At 55.4% G+C, this 18,438-nt stretch carries 21 protein-coding genes; 7 read left to right on the forward strand and 14 right to left on the reverse strand.

Features of this window, described 5'->3' with window-relative positions; genetic code table 11:
• Positions 1 to 44 precede the first annotated feature (44 nt).
• Positions 45 to 1,247, forward strand: a complete 1,203-nt coding sequence (ackA, locus tag KTH07_RS13525; protein WP_015572267.1) for an acetate kinase — start codon at positions 45 to 47, stop codon at positions 1,245 to 1,247.
• A 75-nt stretch (positions 1,248 to 1,322) separates the two neighbouring features.
• Positions 1,323 to 3,464 carry a phosphate acetyltransferase gene (pta, locus tag KTH07_RS13530; RefSeq protein ID WP_017383435.1) on the forward strand — a complete coding sequence of 714 codons (2,142 nt, stop codon included), beginning with the start codon at positions 1,323 to 1,325 and terminating at the stop codon, positions 3,462 to 3,464.
• Between the two features lie 114 nt (positions 3,465 to 3,578).
• Here the strand turns inward: pta and KTH07_RS13535 are convergent, their stop codons facing one another.
• From KTH07_RS13535 to KTH07_RS13555, 5 genes are all read right to left on the reverse strand, one after another.
• Entirely contained in the window at positions 3,579 to 4,532 is a 954-nt protein-coding gene (locus tag KTH07_RS13535; protein WP_015572265.1) for a transketolase family protein, read from the reverse strand.
• A complete protein-coding gene (locus tag KTH07_RS13540) occupies positions 4,525 to 5,355 on the reverse strand; it encodes a transketolase (protein ID WP_015572264.1) in 831 nt (276 codons plus the stop codon). Before KTH07_RS13540 ends, KTH07_RS13535 begins: the two co-directional genes overlap by 8 nt.
• The gene (locus KTH07_RS13545) at positions 5,352 to 6,743 is read right to left on the reverse strand and encodes a PTS ascorbate transporter subunit IIC (protein ID WP_017383437.1); all 1,392 of its coding nucleotides are present in this window, start codon (positions 6,741 to 6,743) and stop codon (positions 5,352 to 5,354) included. Before KTH07_RS13545 ends, KTH07_RS13540 begins: the two co-directional genes overlap by 4 nt.
• Before the next feature lie 21 nt (positions 6,744 to 6,764).
• A complete protein-coding gene (locus tag KTH07_RS13550; RefSeq protein WP_003861447.1) occupies positions 6,765 to 7,037 on the reverse strand; it encodes a PTS sugar transporter subunit IIB in 273 nt (90 codons plus the stop codon).
• A 79-nt stretch (positions 7,038 to 7,116) separates the two neighbouring features.
• Positions 7,117 to 7,560, reverse strand: a complete 444-nt coding sequence (locus KTH07_RS13555; RefSeq protein WP_017383438.1) for a PTS sugar transporter subunit IIA — start codon at positions 7,558 to 7,560, stop codon at positions 7,117 to 7,119.
• A gap of 236 nt (positions 7,561 to 7,796) precedes the next feature.
• Between KTH07_RS13555 and KTH07_RS13560 the strand changes: the two genes are divergently transcribed.
• Positions 7,797 to 8,816, forward strand: a complete 1,020-nt coding sequence (locus tag KTH07_RS13560; protein ID WP_017692998.1) for a LacI family DNA-binding transcriptional regulator — start codon at positions 7,797 to 7,799, stop codon at positions 8,814 to 8,816.
• Positions 8,817 to 8,819: 3 nt separating this feature from the next.
• Here KTH07_RS13560 and yfcD read toward each other — a convergent pair whose 3' ends face one another.
• From yfcD to yfcF, 3 genes are read right to left on the reverse strand one after another with little or no spacing between them, the layout of a single operon-like run.
• Positions 8,820 to 9,386, reverse strand: a complete 567-nt coding sequence (gene yfcD, locus KTH07_RS13565; protein WP_006811396.1) for an NUDIX hydrolase YfcD — start codon at positions 9,384 to 9,386, stop codon at positions 8,820 to 8,822.
• Between the two features lie 55 nt (positions 9,387 to 9,441).
• Positions 9,442 to 9,993, reverse strand: coding sequence for a phosphodiesterase (gene yfcE, locus KTH07_RS13570; protein ID WP_017692997.1), 552 nt, complete (start codon positions 9,991 to 9,993; stop codon positions 9,442 to 9,444).
• Positions 9,994 to 10,049: 56 nt separating this feature from the next.
• On the reverse strand, positions 10,050 to 10,694 hold the full coding sequence (gene yfcF, locus KTH07_RS13575) for a glutathione transferase (protein ID WP_017692996.1): 645 nt from the start codon (positions 10,692 to 10,694) through the stop codon (positions 10,050 to 10,052).
• Positions 10,695 to 10,834: 140 nt separating this feature from the next.
• Here yfcF and yfcG point away from each other — a divergent pair, with 140 nt between their 5' ends.
• The 4 genes from yfcG to KTH07_RS13595 all read left to right on the forward strand — a co-directional run bounded on the left by yfcG (position 10,835) and on the right by KTH07_RS13595 (position 13,360).
• Entirely contained in the window at positions 10,835 to 11,464 is a 630-nt protein-coding gene (gene yfcG, locus KTH07_RS13580) for a GSH-dependent disulfide bond oxidoreductase (protein WP_003861434.1), read from the forward strand.
• A 75-nt stretch (positions 11,465 to 11,539) separates the two neighbouring features.
• Positions 11,540 to 11,908 (forward strand): dihydroneopterin triphosphate 2'-epimerase, encoded by a 369-nt coding sequence (folX, locus tag KTH07_RS13585; protein ID WP_003861432.1) that lies wholly within the window; start codon positions 11,540 to 11,542, stop codon positions 11,906 to 11,908.
• A gap of 13 nt (positions 11,909 to 11,921) precedes the next feature.
• On the forward strand, positions 11,922 to 12,815 hold the full coding sequence (locus tag KTH07_RS13590; protein ID WP_032619307.1) for a TIGR01777 family oxidoreductase: 894 nt from the start codon (positions 11,922 to 11,924) through the stop codon (positions 12,813 to 12,815).
• A 44-nt stretch (positions 12,816 to 12,859) separates the two neighbouring features.
• Positions 12,860 to 13,360, forward strand: a complete 501-nt coding sequence (locus tag KTH07_RS13595) for a GNAT family N-acetyltransferase (RefSeq protein ID WP_015572258.1) — start codon at positions 12,860 to 12,862, stop codon at positions 13,358 to 13,360.
• A 140-nt stretch (positions 13,361 to 13,500) separates the two neighbouring features.
• Here KTH07_RS13595 and hisP read toward each other — a convergent pair whose 3' ends face one another.
• From hisP to KTH07_RS13625, 6 genes are all read right to left on the reverse strand, one after another.
• Positions 13,501 to 14,274 carry a histidine ABC transporter ATP-binding protein HisP gene (gene hisP / locus KTH07_RS13600; protein WP_017694749.1) on the reverse strand — a complete coding sequence of 258 codons (774 nt, stop codon included), beginning with the start codon at positions 14,272 to 14,274 and terminating at the stop codon, positions 13,501 to 13,503.
• A gap of 9 nt (positions 14,275 to 14,283) precedes the next feature.
• Positions 14,284 to 14,997 (reverse strand): ABC transporter permease, encoded by a 714-nt coding sequence (locus KTH07_RS13605; protein WP_003861424.1) that lies wholly within the window; start codon positions 14,995 to 14,997, stop codon positions 14,284 to 14,286.
• On the reverse strand, positions 14,994 to 15,680 hold the full coding sequence (locus tag KTH07_RS13610; protein ID WP_015572256.1) for a histidine ABC transporter permease HisQ: 687 nt from the start codon (positions 15,678 to 15,680) through the stop codon (positions 14,994 to 14,996). The genes KTH07_RS13605 and KTH07_RS13610 overlap by 4 nt, the downstream gene beginning before the upstream one ends.
• Positions 15,681 to 15,768: 88 nt before the next feature.
• Positions 15,769 to 16,551, reverse strand: a complete 783-nt coding sequence (gene hisJ, locus KTH07_RS13615; protein ID WP_032619306.1) for a histidine ABC transporter substrate-binding protein HisJ — start codon at positions 16,549 to 16,551, stop codon at positions 15,769 to 15,771.
• A gap of 226 nt (positions 16,552 to 16,777) precedes the next feature.
• Positions 16,778 to 17,560, reverse strand: a complete 783-nt coding sequence (gene argT / locus KTH07_RS13620; protein WP_015572255.1) for a lysine/arginine/ornithine ABC transporter substrate-binding protein ArgT — start codon at positions 17,558 to 17,560, stop codon at positions 16,778 to 16,780.
• Positions 17,561 to 17,850: 290 nt separating this feature from the next.
• Positions 17,851 to 18,420 carry a UbiX family flavin prenyltransferase gene (locus KTH07_RS13625; RefSeq protein WP_015572254.1) on the reverse strand — a complete coding sequence of 190 codons (570 nt, stop codon included), beginning with the start codon at positions 18,418 to 18,420 and terminating at the stop codon, positions 17,851 to 17,853.
• Positions 18,421 to 18,438 lie beyond the last annotated feature (18 nt).

Genomic DNA, 18,438 nt, shown 5'->3' on the forward strand with positions numbered 1-18,438 from the left:
CTCACTGACGTTTTTTTAGCCACGTATCAATAATAGGTACTTCCATGTCGAGTAAGTTAGTACTGGTTCTGAACTGCGGTAGCTCCTCACTGAAATTCGCCATCATCGATGCGCTCAACGGTGACGAGTACCTCTCTGGTTTGGCCGAATGTTTCCATCTGCCTGAAGCACGTATCAAGTGGAAGATGGACGGCAGCAAACAAGAAGCGGCTTTAGGTGCAGGCGCCGCTCACAGTGAAGCGCTGAACTTTATCGTTAACACTATTCTGGCACAAAAACCAGAACTGTCTGCTCAGCTGACCGCAATTGGTCACCGTATCGTCCACGGCGGCGAAAAATACACCAGTTCCGTGGTAATCGACGACTCCGTGATCCAGGGTATCAAAGACTCTGCGTCTTTCGCACCGCTGCATAACCCGGCTCACCTGATCGGTATCGCTGAAGCACTGAAATCCTTCCCGAGTCTGAAAGATAAAAACGTGGCCGTGTTTGATACCGCGTTCCATCAGACCATGCCGGAAGAGTCTTACCTCTATGCCCTGCCATACAGCCTGTACAAAGAGCACGGCGTCCGTCGTTACGGCGCTCACGGTACCAGCCACTTCTATGTGACTCAGGAAGCCGCAAAAGTGCTGAACAAGCCGGTTGAAGAAGTCAACATCATCACCTGCCACCTGGGCAACGGTGGTTCTGTTTCCGCTATCCGCAACGGGAAGTGTGTTGACACCTCTATGGGTCTGACCCCGCTGGAAGGTCTGGTGATGGGTACCCGTTCCGGTGATATCGACCCGGCGATCATCTTCCACCTGCACGACACCCTGGGCATGAGCGTTGACGACATCAACAAAATGCTGACCAAAGAGTCTGGCCTGCTGGGCCTGACCGAGGTCACCAGCGACTGCCGTTACGTTGAAGACAACTACGCAGAAAAAGCTGACGCTAAACGTGCAATGGACGTTTATTGCCACCGTCTGGCGAAGTACATCGGTTCTTACACCGCGCTGATGGAAGGCCGTCTGGATGCTGTTATCTTCACCGGCGGTATCGGTGAGAACGCGGCAATGGTACGTGAACTGTCCCTGGGCAAACTGGGCGTTCTGGGCTTCGAAGTTGATCATGAGCGTAACCTGGCTGCCCGCTTCGGCAAGTCTGGCTTCATCAACAAAGAAGGCACCCGCCCTGCTATCGTTATCCCAACTAACGAAGAGCTGGTCATCGCGCAAGACGCGCACCGCCTGACTGCCTGATTCCACACCGCCAGCAATGCTGGCGGTGCTGTTTTGTAACCCGCCCAACGCGGCGGTAACGAAAGAGGATAAACCGTGTCCCGTACTATTATGCTGATCCCTACCGGAACCAGCGTCGGCCTGACCAGCGTCAGCCTCGGCGTGATCCGCGCTATGGAACGCAAAGGCGTTCGTCTGAGCGTCTTTAAGCCTATCGCCCAGCCACGTGCCGGTGGCGATGCGCCAGACCAGACCACCACCATCGTTCGCAAGAACTCCAATCTGCCAGCGGCTGAACCGCTGAAGATGAGCCACGTTGAATCTCTGCTCTCCAGCAACCAGAAAGACGTGCTGATGGAAGAGATCATTGCCAACTACCACGCAAACGCGCAGGACGCGGAAGTGGTGCTGGTTGAAGGCCTGGTCCCGACCCGTAAACACCAGTTTGCCCAGTCTCTGAACTTTGAAATCGCGAAAACCCTCAACGCAGAGATTGTTTTCGTGATGTCTCAGGGCACGGATACCCCAGAGCAGCTGAAAGAGCGTATCGAACTGACGCGCAGCAGCTTCGGCGGTGCGAAAAACACCAGCATCACCGGCGTGATTGTTAACAAGCTGAACGCGCCAGTAGATGAGCAGGGCCGTACGCGTCCTGACCTGTCCGAAATTTTTGACGACTCTTCCAAAGCGAAAGTCATTAAAGTTGACCCGGCTAAGTTGCAGGATTCCAGCCCGCTGCCAGTTCTGGGCGCGGTGCCATGGAGCTTCGATCTGATTGCCACCCGTGCAATCGATATGGCGCGCCACCTGAACGCCACCGTGATCAACGAAGGCGATATCAACACCCGCCGCGTGAAGTCCGTAACTTTCTGCGCACGTAGCATTCCACACATGCTGGAGCACTTCCGTGCAGGTTCCCTGCTGGTAACCTCCGCAGACCGTCCGGACGTGCTGGTTGCAGCCTGTCTGGCCGCGATGAACGGCGTGGAGATCGGCGCGATCCTGCTGACCGGTGCCTACGAGATGGACCCACGCGTAAGCAAGCTGTGCGAACGTGCGTTCGCCACTGGCCTGCCAGTCTTCATGGTGAACACTAACACCTGGCAGACCTCCCTGAGCCTGCAAAGCTTCAACCTCGAAGTGCCGGTTGATGACCACGAGCGTATCGAGAAAGTTCAGGAATACGTTGCGGGCTACATCAACGCAGACTGGATCGAATCCCTGACGGCGACCTCCGAGCGCAGCCGTCGTCTGTCTCCTCCAGCCTTCCGTTACCAGCTGACCGAGCTGGCGCGTAAAGCGGGCAAACGCGTGGTTCTGCCAGAAGGCGACGAACCACGTACCGTTAAAGCGGCAGCCATCTGTGCAGAGCGCGGTATCGCGACCTGTGTGCTGCTGGGTAACCCGGATGAGATCAACCGCGTTGCGGCGTCTCAGGGCGTTGAGCTCGGCGCGGGCATCGAAATCGTTGATCCTGACGTGGTCCGCGAAAGCTACGTTGCCCGTCTGGTTGAGCTGCGTAAGAACAAAGGCATGACCGAAGCCGTTGCGCGCGAGCAGCTGGAAGACAACGTGGTGCTGGGTACGCTGATGCTGGAGCAGGACGAAGTTGACGGTCTGGTTTCCGGTGCGGTTCACACCACCGCGAACACCATCCGTCCACCGTTGCAGCTGATCAAAACTGCACCGGGCAGCTCTCTGGTCTCCTCCGTGTTCTTCATGCTGCTGCCTGAACAGGTTTACGTTTACGGCGACTGCGCGATCAACCCGGACCCAACCGCAGAGCAGCTGGCAGAAATCGCTATCCAGTCTGCGGACTCCGCGATTGCCTTCGGTATCGAACCACGCGTCGCGATGCTCTCCTACTCCACCGGCACCTCTGGTGCAGGTAGTGACGTAGAGAAAGTCCGTGAAGCGACCCGCATTGCACAGGAAAAACGTCCGGATCTGATGATCGACGGCCCGCTCCAGTACGATGCCGCGGTAATGGCTGACGTGGCGAAATCCAAAGCGCCGAACTCGCCGGTTGCAGGTCGCGCTACCGTGTTCATCTTCCCGGATCTGAACACCGGTAACACCACCTATAAAGCGGTACAGCGTTCAGCAGACCTGATCTCCATCGGGCCAATGCTGCAAGGCATGCGCAAACCTGTGAACGACCTGTCCCGTGGTGCGCTGGTTGACGATATCGTCTACACCATCGCGCTGACCGCGATCCAGTCTTCGCAGCAGCAGTAATTGTAAGGTCTTGCCGGATGTCGCTTCGCTTATCCGGCCTACAGGACCGTAGGCCCGGTAAGCGCGAGTGCCACCGGGCAACAAAAAGGCGACCACAAATGGTCGCCTTTTTTATTACAGCAGCTCCCGCGCCGCCGACACAATGTCATGTGCCGTCAGGCCATACTCCTTCTGCAAGAAGTCCTGCGTACCCACCTGACCATACCGTTCCTTCACCCCCACCCGCCGCATAGGCACCGGACAGGTTTCCACCAGCACTTCCGCCACCGCCGACCCCAGCCCGTTGTGAATGCTGTGATTTTCGCAGGTCACAATACGCCCGGTTTTCTCGGCATAGTTTTTCACCAGCATCCGATCGATGGGCTTCAGGGTAAACATGTCGATGACCGCTGCGCTTACCCCCTCCTGCTCCAGCTGGCGCGCCGCCTCCAGCGCTTCCGCCACCATAATGCCGTTAGCAATCAGGGTAATATCGGTTCCCTCGCGCAGCACGTTGCCCTTGCCGATGGTGAAGGTTGACCCCGGGGCATACACGCTCGGCGCCTGTTTACGGATGGTCCTTACCCAGTAAAAGCCTTCCAGGTCGATAAGCTGACGCAGCACATCTTCGAACATCACCGCATCGGTCACCTCAAGCACCACTGAATGCGCCAGACCGCGCACGATGCCCATATCCTCAAAAGACATATGCGTCCCGCCGTTGTGGCAGGCCGTCACGCCCGCATCCGAGGCAATCACCTTCACGTTATTGCGCTGGTAGTCCAGGGACATAAACAGCTGGTCGAAGCAGCGACGGCTGGCAAAGGCGGTAAAGGTATGGACGAACGGCTTACGTCCGGTGAGCGACAGCCCGGCGGCCGTCCCAATCACGTTGGCCTCCATAATGCCGCAGTTGATAACGTGCTGTGGATAATCACGCGCTACGCCGTCCATCGCCATCGAACTCATCAGATCCGCTTCGAGCGCAATGATCTCGCTCCCGGCCTCAATCTGTTTTGCCACAAAACCCGCGTAGACCTTACGCATCTCAACGGCATCTTTCTGTCCTGTCGGTGCAACCTTAATCATGTGAAGCCTCCAGTTGGCGAATCGTCTCGTTAAGCGCCGCTTTGCTCTCCTCGGTTAATCGCAGGTGATGCGAGTTGCTGAGCTGTTCCAGATATGGCACCCCCTGCCCTTTGATGCTGTCGAGGATCACCACCCGCGGACGCGCATCGGCCTCAGGGATCGGCGCGGTCACCTCCAGCAGCGCCGGAATGTCATCCCCTTTCACCGTCACCACGTCAAAACCAAAGGCGCGGAATTTGCCTTCCAGGTCGAAGGCGCTGATGATTTCGTCCAGCTCGCCGTCGAGCTGCTGTTTGTTCCAGTCCACGAATACCGTCAGGTTGTTCAGTCGATGGTGAGCGATAAACTGGAAGGCTTCCCAGCACTGCCCTTCATTCAGTTCTCCGTCGCCAACGATGCAAAACACCCGGTTTGGCCTTCCTGCCAGCTTGTGCGACAGCGCCATGCCGCCAGCGATGGAGATCCCCTGCCCCAGTGAACCGGTGGTGGCATCCACGCCGCGTGTTTTCAGGCGATCCGGGTGACTTGGCAGACGCGTCCCGTTCTGGTTCAGCGTGCTCAACTCTTCAATCGGGAAGTAGCCCTTAATCGCCAGCGTGCTGTACAGCGCCGGCCCCGCATGGCCTTTCGACAGCACAAAGTAATCGCGCTCTGGCCAGTCCGGATCGGCCGGGTCAATTTTCATTACCGCGCCGTACAGAACGGCCAGCGTTTCAACGACTGACATGCTGCCGCCGTAGTGACCAAAACCCAGCTGCGTAAGGGATTTCAGCGTCTCAAGGCGGATCTGACGCGCCAGGTCGGTTATTTCATTCTCATTCATGATTTGGCTCCGGGGTTTTCCTGCGCGTTACCGCTGGCAGGTTTGTTTTTAGCGAAGACGTTGTAGGCCACCAGCAGCGCGAACAACACAACAACCAGTCCGGTGATGGCAAGCGGCGACAGGAAGCGTGCCAGGTTGCCCAGCACAATCCCGACCGCACCAAAATCAGCGTCCGAGAAGGTCGTATTCGCAAAGCCAATTGCGCCCAGAACAGGCAGCAGCAGGACCGGGAGGAAGGTGATCAGCAGGCCGTTAGCAAAGGCGCCAATCATTGCCCCGCGGCGTCCACCGGTGGCGTTACCGAACACGCCCGCCGTTGCGCCGGTGAAGAAGTGCGGAACGACGCCCGGGAGGATCAGCACCCAGCTAAACTGACCGCAGATGAACAAGCCCACAATCCCGCCGAGGAAGCTAAACAGGAAGCCAATCAGCACCGCGTTTGGCGCATACGGGTAGACCACCGGGCAGTCCAGCGCAGGCCGCGCATTGGGCACCAGTTTTTCCGAGAAGCCGGTAAAGGCCGGGACGATTTCCGCCAGAATCAGGCGCACGCCCTGCAAGATGATGAACACGCCTGCCGCGAAGGTGATGGCCATAATGATGGCGTACACCAGGTAGTTCTGGCCGCCGCTGAAGGTGGCCTCCACGTACTCACGTCCGGCGCTCACCGCCATGATCAGGTAGATAATCATCATGGTAAGGGAGATGGAGATTGAACTGTCACGCAGGAAGCTAAGGTTCTTCGGCAGGTTCATCTCTTCGGTGGAGCGCGAGCCTTTCCCGACCTTGCTGCCAATCCAGCCGGACAGCACGTAGCCCAGCGTGCCGAAATGACCGAAGGCGATCTCATCGTTGCCGGTAATACGCTTCATATAGCGCTGCGCAATCGCCGGGAAGAAGGCCATAATCAGGCCGAGGATCAACGAACCGGTAAAGACCAGCCCGACCCCCTCGAAGCCTGCAACCGTCAGGATCACGCCGATCATGCATGCCATGTAGAAGGTGTGATGCCCGGTGAGGAAGATGTATTTCAGGCGGGTAAAGCGCGCAACAATAATATTCGCCACCATCCCGAAGGCCATAATGAGCGCGGTGGAAGCGCCATATTTCTCCAGGGCAATCGAGACAATAGCTTCATTGTTGGGAATAATGCCCTGAATATTAAAGGCGTGCTCAAACATACCGCCGAGCGGATTTAAAGAGCCCACCAGCACAGTTGCGCCGCCGCCCAGTACAATAAAGCCGAGAATGGTTTTAATTGTGCCTTTTACCACATCCGAAAAGGCTTTTTTCTGCGCCACAAGACCAATCAGAGCAATTAACCCGACCAGCACTGAAGGGACTTTTAAAATATCAACAACGAAATTCAGCGTTTCAAGGATAAACATATCCACCTCGCCTTATCAGGATTATTGTCTTTCGAACCAGGCGCGCAGCTGCGCTTCGAGTTCGTTGATATCGATGATATTGTTGATTACCACCAGCTGGCTTTCCGGCACGCTGGCGCTGGCGGCAATGTCTTTCGCCATTACAAACAGGTCCGCCGCGCCCGGCGTGGCCGAGGAGAGATCGGAGTGTTCAACTTCGGCCTCAATTTCCAGTTTTTTGAGCACCTTTTTAATATTCATTTCGACCATAAAACTGCTGCCCAGGCCGGAGCCGCAAATAGCCATGATTTTCATTGTTATCCCCTTTTTTGAGTAGAATACGCCCCATCACGCTGACGCGTAATGTTGAGATGAATCGGATTAAATAATTAAATCAGAAGCGATCGATAACGGTTTTTATCTCCTCCAGCGTATTCGCCCGATGTAATTCAGCCATATCTTCGTCGCTGGAAAATAATTCCGCTAAGGCTGAGATCATTTCGATATGGCTATGCTTGTCCGGTGCCGCCAGCATCACAATCACATCGACGGGGTCAAACTCACCGGCACCAAAAGAGACGCCCTGTTTTAGTTTTAATAATGACAGGCCAAGTCCTTTCGCCCCTTCTTCCGGTCGCGCATGTGGCATTGCCAGCCCTGGAGCCAGCACATAGTAGGGACCTAACGTCTGGTGCTGCTCGATGATAGCCGTGACATATTCCGGCGCAATGACCTGCAAATCCAGCAGCGGTTTCGCGCACAGTTCCAGCGCCTGGGGCCAGCTTTCAACGCTATCCTGTAGGATGATGGTTGTATCATATATCCACTTTTTGAGCATTTTTCACTCCCGCTAAAGACCAGACATGGGCAAACTCTATTCAACCCATCAATCAATGACTGCGATCGCGATCACAAAGATAGCGCTACCAACGACTAACATGCAGAACTGTGATAGCGCTATCAAATTGCTATCATGGTGCGAAATCACAGCAAAAAAAGGGATTTAAGGCGTATACTGCCTGTCACGTAAAATGAAGGATGAAACTGAATCGCGTCCTGTCAGCAGGAAGATGTATGTCTTTAACCCGAAAACGGCGCAGTACCGGAAAAGTAACGCTCGCGGATGTCGCACAGCTTGCCGGCGTAGGCACGATGACTGTTTCCCGTGCCCTCCGCACGCCCGAACAGGTTTCCGATAAACTGCGTGAAAAAATTGAAGCCGCGGTGCAGGAGCTGGGTTATATGCCCAATCTTGCCGCCAGCGCACTGGCATCGGCGTCGTCATGGACGATCGCGATGGTAGTTCCCAATCTTTCCGAAGCTGGCTGTTCCGAGATGTTCGCCGGGCTACAGCAGGTGCTCCAGCCAGCCGGATATCAGATCATGCTGGCGGAATCTCAGCATCGTCTTGAACAGGAAGAGAAACTGCTCGAAACGCTGCTGGCCTCGAATATCGCCGCGGCGATACTGCTCAGCGTCGAGCACTCCGATACCGTACGCCACTGGCTGAAAAACGCCTCTATCCCGGTGATGGAAATGGGTGCAATGCGTGCCGATCCGATTGATATGAATATCGGGATTGATAACGTCGCCGCCATGTATGAACTTACCGAGATGGTGATTCAGCGTGGCTACCAGAATATCGGCCTGCTGTGCGCTAACCAGGAGCAGTGGATTTTTCAGCAGCATTTGCAGGGCTGGTACAAGGCGATGCTGCGCCACCACCTGTCGCCGAACAGAGTGATTAATGCCGCCATGCCGCCGAACTTCTCCACCGGCGCGGCACAACTGCCAGAGTTCCTGCTGGCGTGGCCGGAACTGGATGCGCTGGTGTGCGTATCAGATGAACTGGCCTGCGGCGCGCTGTATGAGTGCCAGCGTCGACGCATCAAAGTGCCGGACGATTTAGCGGTCGTGGGCTTTGGTGACAGCGACGTCAGCCGCGTCTGTCAGCCGCCGCTGACAACGATGGCAGTACCGCATCGCAAGATTGGGATTGAAGCCGGGAAAGCGTTACTGGAACGTCTGAATGACGGAGACTGGCGCGATCATAAACCCATCGCGTCCAGCCTGTGTATGCGGGAAAGCTGTTAAGGCTTACTCAGCCTCTTCCTCTTTTTCCGCCTTATTTTCCGGTTTAGCGGATTCGTTTTTGGCGTTGCGGGTCATCCACAGCGCCAGTGCTTTAAGGGAATCTGGCGTGAACTCGTCGCAACGCGCGGTGATCTCTTCCGGCGTCATCCAGCACACTTCGCTCACTTCCTCTTCCTGCAAGGCGAAAGGTCCGTGGGAAACGCAGCTAAACAGCCCGCCCCAGACGCGACAATGTTCATCTTCGAAATAAAATTGCCCGTGCTCGGCAAACGGCACGCCAGCGATACCTAACTCTTCTTCCGCTTCACGACGCGCGGAATCCAGCAATACTTCATCGGCCTGCACAACGCCACCTGCTGTGGCATCCAGCATACCAGGAAGAAAATCTTTGGTGTCGGTGCGACGCTGGACCAGAATCTTGCCCATGCCATCATGAACAACGATGTACGTCGCGCGGTGACGCAGACGCTCCGCACGCATTTGTTCGCGGCTGGCCTGCGCGATCACTTCATTCTCTTCGCTGACAATGTCAACCCACTCAGTACTTGCCAAATGATTCTGCTCCACCATCGGGAAACCTTCTCGTCTAAGCGCTCTTTCGGCGCGTTTGCAGTTGTGGTGTAACTTACGGATTAATCGCTATCTGCGCAATAACTTGCTGATCATTAAGTGCGATAACGCTTAATGTCCCGTCTTCATACATGCCGTAGCTTGCCGGATTGCCGCCTTTAGGAATGCTGACAGACCCGGGATTAAAGTGATAAAACGCCCCGCGTTTTTCCGCCACCGGAATATGAGTATGACCATAAACCAGGACATCGCCAGCGGCGAGTGACGGCAGGTTATCCGGGCCGAACAGGTGCCCGTGGGTCAGGAACAAACGGCTGTTTTCCATCAACACCTGTTGCCAGGGAGCGGTGATGGGAAAATGCAGCAGCATCTGGTCAACTTCGCTGTCACAGTTGCCGCGAACGGCGATAATGCGCGAGGCAAAATGATTAAGTTTTTCCGCCACCTGCGCGGGAGCGTAGCCTTCCGGCAACGCATTGCGTGGGCCGTGGTTTAACACGTCGCCCAGGATCACCAGCCATTGCGCTCCGCTTTGGGCGAACAGAGAAAGCACGCGTTCGGTCGCGGGCAGCGATCCATGAATATCCGACGCAAACATCAGTTTCATCAGTTACTCCTCAGGAATTCAGACTGCCCCTATCATACCTCAAGCGCCCCGTCTTATCAGCCCGCGCGCTTAGCAGAGAGTGCCAGATAGCGCTGTACCGACGCGCGTTGCCACTGGAATGTGGCGTAATCCACCAGCAGCTGTGGGACGTCATCGCCATTGAGGATCAAGCGATTGAGCATCAGCGCCAGATCGGTGTCGGCAATACACCACTCGCCAAACAGGTTGGGGTTACCCTGCGCCAGCAGCGATGAGGCAGTTTCGATCAGCTTCCGGGCGCTGGATAAGCCTTCCTCGCTGAGGGCGGGCTTTTTGACGCCAGCGAACACCACGTCCGTAGAGCGTTCTGTGCGAATCGGCACCAGGTCGCTACGCAGCCATGCCTGGATCTGGCGAGCGCGGGCGCGCTTTTGCAGATCGTGAGGATAGATGCGTTCCCACTCTGGCGGGGCAAAGCGGTCCTCAAGATACTCGTCAATCGCCGAGGATTCACTCAACTCAAAACCGTCGATCTCCAGCACAGGGACTCGGCGAGTGAGCGCGTAGCCCTGCCACTGGGGCTTCAGATGTTCGCCGCTGTCCAGGTCGACGGTTTTCAGACTAAAAGTAAGCCCCTTTTCTGCCAGCGCCACATAAACGCTCATGACATAAGGAGAAAAAAAGTTCGCATCGGACCACAACGTTATTACAGGCTGGCTCATAACATCCTCATCGGCTGATCGGTTTTCACTCAACATATAATCTCTTTGCCTCGCTGTCACTTGATGAAAACTCACGATTTACAACAAGCACCTATACTGATTTTTTATGGCAACACTATTCGCACTGACAGGAGTTGAGAATGATAGATCTCTATTATGCCCCCACCCCTAATGGCCATAAGATCACCCTCTTTCTCGAAGAAGCCGAAGTGGACTACCGGATCATTCGCGTGGATATCAGTAAAGGCGACCAGTTCCGCCCCGTTTTTCTGGCCATATCGCCCAACAATAAAATTCCGGCCATCATTGATAACCTGCCTTCTGACGGCGGAAAACCGTTAAGCCTGTTTGAGTCTGGAGAGATTTTGCTCTATCTGGCAGAGAAAACCGGCAAGCTCCTGAGCGGTGAGTTGCGCGAGCGTCATCACACGCTGCAATGGTTATTCTGGCAGTCGAGCGGCCTGGGGCCAATGCTGGGGCAGAATCACCACTTTACCGCCTATGCGCCGCAGACGATCCCTTACGCCATTGAGCGATATCAGGTCGAAACCCAGCGCCTGTACGGGGTCCTGAACCGTCGGCTGGAAAAATCACCGTGGCTGGGAGGTGAGCATTACAGCATTGCAGATATCGCCTGCTGGCCGTGGATTAACACCCATGAACGCCACCGGATCGATCTGGCCACTTATCCGGCAGTGAACAACTGGTTTGAGCGCATCCGGACGCGCCCGGCCACCGAACGCGCCATGCAAAAAATCCATCAGATTTGAGCCTGCGCCCCGTTGGGTGCAGGTGTTTTCCTCATGTATGATGAGGTGAAAATACTGACACGGAGAAGACCTGCAATGTCCCAGCATGACGCTATTATTCGTATAAAAAACTTACGTTTACGCACGTTCATTGGTATCAAAGAGGAGGAGATCGCGAATCGCCAGGATATCGTGGTGAATGTAGTGATCCACTACCCGGCAGACAAGGCGCGTGCCAGCGAGGACATCAATGACGCGCTGAACTATCGCACGATCACCAAAAGCATCATCCAGTACGTTGAGAACAACCGTTTTGCGCTACTGGAAAAATTAACTCAGGATGTGCTCGACATCGCACGCGAACACCACTGGGTCACTTATGCTGAAGTGGAGATCGATAAACTTCACGCCCTGCGCTACGCCGACTCCGTCTCCATGACGTTAAGCTGGCAGCGCCAGGCGTAAACCTGGAGGTTGTATGAAGATCCTGCTCACCGGCGGTACGGGCCTGATTGGTCGCCATCTCATTCCACGTTTGCAGGCGTTGCATCACGACATTACCGTGGTCACGCGCAGCCCGGAGAAAGCGCGCCAGGTGCTGGGCGTCGGCGTTGAGATCTGGAAAGGCCTGGCGGAAAGGCAGGATCTGAACGGCTTTGACGCCGTCATCAACCTTGCTGGCGAACCTATCGCCGATAAACGCTGGACCGAAGAGCAAAAACAGCGTTTATGCAGCAGCCGCTGGAACATGACCGAAAGGCTGGTTGAGCTGATTCGCAATAGCGAGACGCCGCCTTCGGTGCTGATTTCCGGCTCTGCTACAGGCTACTATGGCGATCTCGGTGAAGTGGTGGTGACCGAAGAGGAGCCGCCGCACAACGAGTTTACCCATAAACTCTGCGCCCAGTGGGAGCGCATCGCCTGCGCGGCGCAAAGCGATCGTACCCGCGTCTGCCTGCTGCGCACCGGCGTGGTACTTGCGCCGAAGGGTGGTATTCTCGGTAAAATGCTGCCGCCGTTTAAAATGGGGCTTGGCGGGCCCATCGGCAACGGTCGTCAGTATCTGGCGTGGATCCATATCGACGATATGGTCAACGGCATTCTCTGGCTGCTGGATAACGATCTGCGCGGGCCATTTAACATGGTATCCCCTTACCCCGTACGTAATGAACAATTTGCTCACGCCCTGGGGCATGCCCTGCATCGCCCGGCGGTGCTGCGCGTGCCTGCAACGGCGATTCGTCTGTTGATGGGTGAGTCTTCGGTGCTGGCGCTGGGCGGGCAACGCGCGCTGCCAAAACGGCTGGAAGCGGCCGGGTTCACGTTCCGCTGGTATGACCTGGAAGAGGCGCTGGGGGATGTGGTGCAGTGAATATGTTAGAGTTATACGCCATGTCTGGATGAGATGGCGTAACTATGGCAACCATTACCACAACCCGGCTTCACCTCACCCCTTTCGAACCTTCTGACTGGGCGTTCTTCCGCTCTCTGCGTGAAGACCCCGCCATCATGCGCTATATGGCCGCTATCACGCCGGAAAAAGAGACGCGCCGCGTATTTGCCGCGCGCCTGATGGCGGAGCATGTCTTTGTGATCCGTCTGCATAACGACGTTACGCCGCTCGGGGATATCGGCCTGCAAATCAGTGCGGCGAACCGTGAAGAGGCGGATATTGGCTACACGGTTGTGACTGCCGCGCAGGGAAAAGGCATTGCCAGCGAGGCGCTGCACGCGGTGTGCGAGTATGCATTTAACCAGACGGGCGTGAAGGCGATAAACGCGTACGTGCTGGCAGATAACGTTGGGTCGGTGCGGGTCCTTGAGAAAGCGGGTTTTGTGCGCACGCAGGTGCTGGAGAAGGCGTACGAGATTAACGGCGTACGGTATGACGACTGGGTGTATCGGCTGGAGTGTTGAATGCCGGGCGGCACTGCGTTTGCCCGGCCTACGGGTTTTGTAGGCCCGGTAAGCGAAGCGCCACCGGGCAATTGGGCGGCTCTGCGGCCTGATGCCCTCACCCCGGCCCTCTCCCACAGGGAGAGGGAGAAAGGCCAAACCTACTTCAACGAGCCTTTCAGGAACTGCTGCAACCGCGGGCTTTGCGGGTTCGCCAGCACCTCATTCGGATGACCCTGCTCTTCAATTTTCCCCTGATGCAGGAAGATAACGTGGTTAGAAACGTTACGGGCGAAGCCCATCTCGTGCGTCACCACCACCATCGTTTTGCCCTCTTCCGCCAGCTTTTGCATGATGCGCAGCACTTCGCCAACGAGTTCAGGATCCAGCGCGGAAGTCGGTTCGTCAAACAGCAACACTTCCGGCTCCATCGCCAGCGCACGGGCGATGGAAACACGCTGCTGCTGCCCCCCTGACAGGTGCACCGGATATTTGATCTGCTGCCGCTCGTCGATACCCACTTTCGCCAGGTATTTGACCGCACGCTCGCGGGCTTCCTGCTTGCTTAAGCCGAGCACCTGAACCGGCGCTTCCATCACGTTCTCCAGCACCGTCATGTGGCTCCAGAGGTTGAAGTGCTGGAACACCATCGTCAGGCGTGTACGCAGCAGGCGCAGCTGGTTTTTATCCGCCACTTTAAGCTGGCCGTCTTTATCACGGACCATGTTGATGTTCTGTCCGCTCACCACAATCGATCCTTCGCTCGGCTTTTCGAGGAAGTTGATGCAGCGCAGGAAGGTACTTTTACCCGAACCTGATGAGCCGATAATACTGATCACGTCGCCCGCGTTAGCCTCCAGCGACACCCCTTTCAGCACTTCATGTTCGCCGTAGCGCTTGTGCAAATCAATTACGTTTAATTTGTTCTCAGCCATCATAAATTCTCAGTGCGTCGACGGTTTTATATGCTGCAACCAGCGTTTTTCAGCCTTACGGAACAGGCTGATCAGGACGTAAGAAATGATCAAATAGAGCACTGCCGCAATGCCAAACGCCGTAAACGGCTGGTAGGTGGCAGAGTTAATATCGCGGGCAATCTTTAACAGATCAGGTACCGTGGCGGTAAACGCCAGTGCCGTCGAATGCAGCATTAAAATCACTTCGTTGCTGTAGGCCGGCAGCGCAATACGCAGCGCCGAAGGCAGAATAATACAGCGGTAGAGCTTCACGGACGAGAAGCCGTACGCGCGCGCCGCCTCGATCTCACCGTGCGGCACAGAACGGATGGCCCCGGCGAAGATCTCGGTGGTATAGGCGCAGGTATTGAGGGTCAGCGCCAGCACCGTACAGTTCAGACCGCTGCGGAAGAACGCGTTCAGCATCTCGGTGCCTTTCACGATCTCCAGCGTGTACATCCCGGAATAGAACACCAGTAGCTGCACGTACAGCGGCGTACCGCGAAACACGTAGGTGAATAGCCATATAGGGAACTGGATAAATTTATTGTTCGACACGCGGCCAATGGCAAGAAACACCGCCAGAATGCCGCCCATTACCACCGAGGAGATCAGCAGCCACAGCGTGATGGCCACGCCAGTAAAGCGGTAGCCATCCGTCCACAGCAGGGATTTCCAGTACTCCTGAATAATCTCAATCACAGGTCAGCCCTCTTCACACCCACGGAGTAGCGACGTTCGAGCAGAAGCAGCACACCATTGGAGACGGTCGTAAAGACCAGATAAATTACGCCGCAAACCACCGCAAAATAGAACGGTTCCCAGGTGCTTTTACCCGCCAGCTGCGTGGCCTTCACCACATCTTCCAGGCCCAGCAGGGAGACCAGCGCCGTTGCCTTGAGAATAACCTGCCAGTTGTTACCGATACCCGGCAGCGCGTAGCGCATCATGGCCGGGAACATGATCCGGCGAAACGTTTGTGAGGAGGTAAAACCGTAGGCGGTCGCCGCTTCAATATGCCCTTTCGGCACGGCCATGTAAGCGCCGCGGAAAGTCTCAGTGAAATAGGCACCGTAGATAAAACCAAGGGTAATAATACCGGCCACCATCGGGTCGATATCGATCTGCTCCATGCCGATGGCATCCGTCACGCCGTTAAGTGCGATTTGCAGGCCGTAAAAGATCAGCAGCATCAGCACCAGGTCAGGCACGCCGCGAATCAGCGTGGTATAGCCTTCAAATATCAGCGCCAGCGGTCTGTTGGCGGATAATTTTGCCCCCGCGCCCGCCAGGCCTATCAGCACCGCCAGCACCACGGAGCTGATAGCCAGCTCAAGGGTGACAAGCGCGCCCTGTAAAATAACGCCAGAAAATCCGTACAGCATACCGCGTGCCCTGTCGTCTCGTGAGTGGTGGAACCGTGTCTTTTCCCCTCCCGCAACGGGAGGGGCCGCACGTTATCAGACGGGGCGATTAGCCGCCGTAAACATTAAAATCGAAGTACTTTTTAGCCAGCTTGTCATAGGTGCCGTCCGCGCGCATCTCGGCGAACGCTTTGTTCAGGGCTTCACGCAGTTCGTTGTCTTCTTTACGCAGGCCCATACCGGTACCGACGCCAAAGAGTTTTTCGTCCTTAATGGACGGACCGCCGAACTTGTAATCTTTACCCACAGGCTGTTTCAGGAAGCCTTCGCTTGCCGCCACTTCATCCTGGAATGCCGCGTCAATACGGCCTGCCGTGAGGTCTGCGTAAATGTTTTCCTGGCCCTGGTAAGAGACAATTTCAATCCCCTTTGGCGCCCAGTGCTCGTTGCCGTAGGTTTCCTGCGTCGTACCCTGCAACACGCCCACGCGTTTGCCTTTCAGAGATTCGAGGGTTGGCTGAATGTCAGAGGATTTGGCCACCACCAGACGGGAATCTGCCGCGTAGAGTTTGTCCGTAAAGGCAATCTCCTGCTGACGTTTCTCTGTGATGGACAGGGAGGACATGATCACGTCAATTTTCTTCGCTTTCAGGGACGGGATCAGCGCATCCAGCGGGTTTTCAACGTAGGTACATTGCGCTTTAATGCGTTTGCACAGCTCGTTAGCCAGATCGATGTCAAAACCGACCAGTTCCCCCTTCGCATTCTTCGATTCGAAAGGTGCATAGGTTGGGTCAGTTCCAATACGAATTTTCTGCGGAATTGCTGCGAATGCCGCGGTGGTGCTGGAAAAAGCCAGTACCAGAGAAAGTGACAACACCAGTTTTTTCATATCTGTCCTCAACAAACTGTCTTAATACGAGATTTTTACGACGACGGGGTGTTGTTAATGTGCCATTAATCCCCTCATTCAAGCAAAGATTAATGCCTTTGAACGGGAATTTTTGCATTTTAAATGCTTAACTATGCACACAGCGATCCAGTATGGTGCATGTGTTGCACCATACTGGAACATAACCCCGTTAAGATGCACCACTTCAGTGCATCTTATTCAGGCATTAATCACCGTAGACGTTGAAATCGAAGTATTTCTTCGCCAGTTTGTCGTAGGTACCGTCTTTACGCAGCTCATTAAACGCTTTGTCGAAGGCGGCTTTCAGCTCGGTATCATCCTTACGCAGGCCAATACCGGTACCGTCGCCAAAGTATTTTTTGTCTTTTACCGACGGGCCAGCAAAGGCGTACTCTTTACCCGCAGGCTGTTTCAGGAAGCCTTCGCTCGCGGCGACTTCATCCTGAAACGCGGCATCCAGACGGCCTGCCGCCAGGTCAGAGTAGATCAGATCCTGGTTCTGGTAAGCCACAACATCGACGCCCTTCTCGCGCCAGTTAGCATTGGCGTAACCTTCCTGGGTCGAGCCCTGAAGCACGCCAACATGTTTGCCTTTCAGCGAGTCGATGGTCGGCTGGATTGGCGAGCCTTTCGCGGCAATCAGACGTGAGTCGGCAGCGTAGAGCTTCTCAGAGAAGGCGATCTCCTGCTGACGTTTTTCCGTGATGGAAAGAGAAGAGATAATGGCATCAATTTTCTTGGCTTTCAGCGACGGGATCAGCGCATCAAAGTCACTGCCCACCCATGTGCATTTCACTTCCATGCGTTTGCACATCTCATTTCCCAGATCGATATCAAACCCCACGAAGTCGCCTTTCGCATCCTTGGAGGAGAATGGCGCGTAAGTTGCGTCTGTACCGATACGAACTGTCTGTGGAAGCGCTGCATAGCTACTTGCTGCTGCACTCAAGCCCACGAGCAAAGACAGAGCCAGAACCGTCTTCTTCATACATTTACCCTCAAGAACCGTGATTTTATTATGGTTTATGTTGTGTGTTGTGTTGCAGGCTGTTCTTGCAGGTCTTATGCCACATTGTCGTCGGGTTAAAACTACGACGTTAAATATGTTAATAAAACGTTGCGATACTGCCTTAATGGTGAAAGATAGCAGGTCTGCCGAACGAACCGGAAAGAGAAAAAGGGAAAAAGCGGATTAAATGTCGAGGATATGATCGCGGTTGCAGTTTTGCCCTGAAACAGGGCAAATTGTCTTTTCATGCACCTTGTTTGTGCACAGCTTCACGCCCCCTGCCAGCGGGTAAAGAGATCTTCCGGCAGGTCGATATCGAACTGATCCAGTACGCGGTTAACGGTCTGGTTGATGACATCGTCCAGCGTTTGCGGACGATGATAGAACGCGGGGACCGGCGGCATAATCACGGCCCCCAGTTCGGCTGCCTGCGTCATTAAACGCAGATGTCCCAGGTGCAGCGGCGTTTCCCGCACGCAGAGCACCAGAGGACGACGCTCTTTTAGCACCACATCCGCTGCACGCGTCACCAGCGTGTCGGTATAGCTGTTTACAATGCCGGAAAGGGTTTTAATCGAACAGGGCAAAATAACCATGCCGGCCGTTTTAAACGAGCCCGAAGAGATGCTGGCGGCGATATCGCGGGCATCGTGGACAACGTCAGCCAGGGCCTGAACGTCGCGCAGAGAGAGATCGGTTTCAAGAGAGAGGGTCTGACGCGCCGCCTGGCTCATCACCAGATGGGTTTCTACGCCTGCAACGTCACGCAGCACCTGTAACAGCCGGACGCCATAAATCGCGCCGCTGGCACCGCTGATCCCTACAATGAGTCGTTTCATGATTTTCGCCCTTGCTGA

The sequence above is a fragment of the Enterobacter cloacae complex sp. ECL72 genome (assembly GCF_019056635.1).
GTDB classification, from domain to species: Bacteria; Pseudomonadota; Gammaproteobacteria; order Enterobacterales; family Enterobacteriaceae; genus Enterobacter; species Enterobacter hormaechei_C.

Excerpts from the sequence above, each read along its gene's own strand:
- KTH07_RS13555 (WP_017383438.1), bottom strand. The coding sequence starts at position 7,560 with ATGCTCAAAAAGTGGATATATGATACAACCATCATCCTACAGGATAGC.
- folX (WP_003861432.1), top strand. The coding sequence starts at position 11,540 with ATGTCCCAGCATGACGCTATTATTCGTATAAAAAACTTACGTTTACGC.
- KTH07_RS13595 (WP_015572258.1), top strand. The coding sequence starts at position 12,860 with ATGGCAACCATTACCACAACCCGGCTTCACCTCACCCCTTTCGAACCT.
- hisJ (WP_032619306.1), bottom strand. The coding sequence starts at position 16,551 with ATGAAAAAACTGGTGTTGTCACTTTCTCTGGTACTGGCTTTTTCCAGC.
- yfcF (WP_017692996.1), bottom strand. The coding sequence starts at position 10,694 with ATGAGCCAGCCTGTAATAACGTTGTGGTCCGATGCGAACTTTTTTTCT.
- KTH07_RS13625 (WP_015572254.1), bottom strand. The coding sequence starts at position 18,420 with ATGAAACGACTCATTGTAGGGATCAGCGGTGCCAGCGGCGCGATTTAT.
- hisP (WP_017694749.1), bottom strand. The coding sequence starts at position 14,274 with ATGGCTGAGAACAAATTAAACGTAATTGATTTGCACAAGCGCTACGGC.
- KTH07_RS13560 (WP_017692998.1), top strand. The coding sequence starts at position 7,797 with ATGTCTTTAACCCGAAAACGGCGCAGTACCGGAAAAGTAACGCTCGCG.
- KTH07_RS13540 (WP_015572264.1), bottom strand. The coding sequence starts at position 5,355 with ATGAATGAGAATGAAATAACCGACCTGGCGCGTCAGATCCGCCTTGAG.
- KTH07_RS13590 (WP_032619307.1), top strand. The coding sequence starts at position 11,922 with ATGAAGATCCTGCTCACCGGCGGTACGGGCCTGATTGGTCGCCATCTC.
- KTH07_RS13550 (WP_003861447.1), bottom strand. The coding sequence starts at position 7,037 with ATGAAAATCATGGCTATTTGCGGCTCCGGCCTGGGCAGCAGTTTTATG.
- yfcG (WP_003861434.1), top strand. The coding sequence starts at position 10,835 with ATGATAGATCTCTATTATGCCCCCACCCCTAATGGCCATAAGATCACC.
- KTH07_RS13545 (WP_017383437.1), bottom strand. The coding sequence starts at position 6,743 with ATGTTTATCCTTGAAACGCTGAATTTCGTTGTTGATATTTTAAAAGTC.
- yfcD (WP_006811396.1), bottom strand. The coding sequence starts at position 9,386 with ATGGTGGAGCAGAATCATTTGGCAAGTACTGAGTGGGTTGACATTGTC.
- KTH07_RS13535 (WP_015572265.1), bottom strand. The coding sequence starts at position 4,532 with ATGATTAAGGTTGCACCGACAGGACAGAAAGATGCCGTTGAGATGCGT.
- KTH07_RS13610 (WP_015572256.1), bottom strand. The coding sequence starts at position 15,680 with ATGCTGTACGGATTTTCTGGCGTTATTTTACAGGGCGCGCTTGTCACC.
- yfcE (WP_017692997.1), bottom strand. The coding sequence starts at position 9,993 with ATGAAACTGATGTTTGCGTCGGATATTCATGGATCGCTGCCCGCGACC.
- argT (WP_015572255.1), bottom strand. The coding sequence starts at position 17,560 with ATGAAGAAGACGGTTCTGGCTCTGTCTTTGCTCGTGGGCTTGAGTGCA.
- ackA (WP_015572267.1), top strand. The coding sequence starts at position 45 with ATGTCGAGTAAGTTAGTACTGGTTCTGAACTGCGGTAGCTCCTCACTG.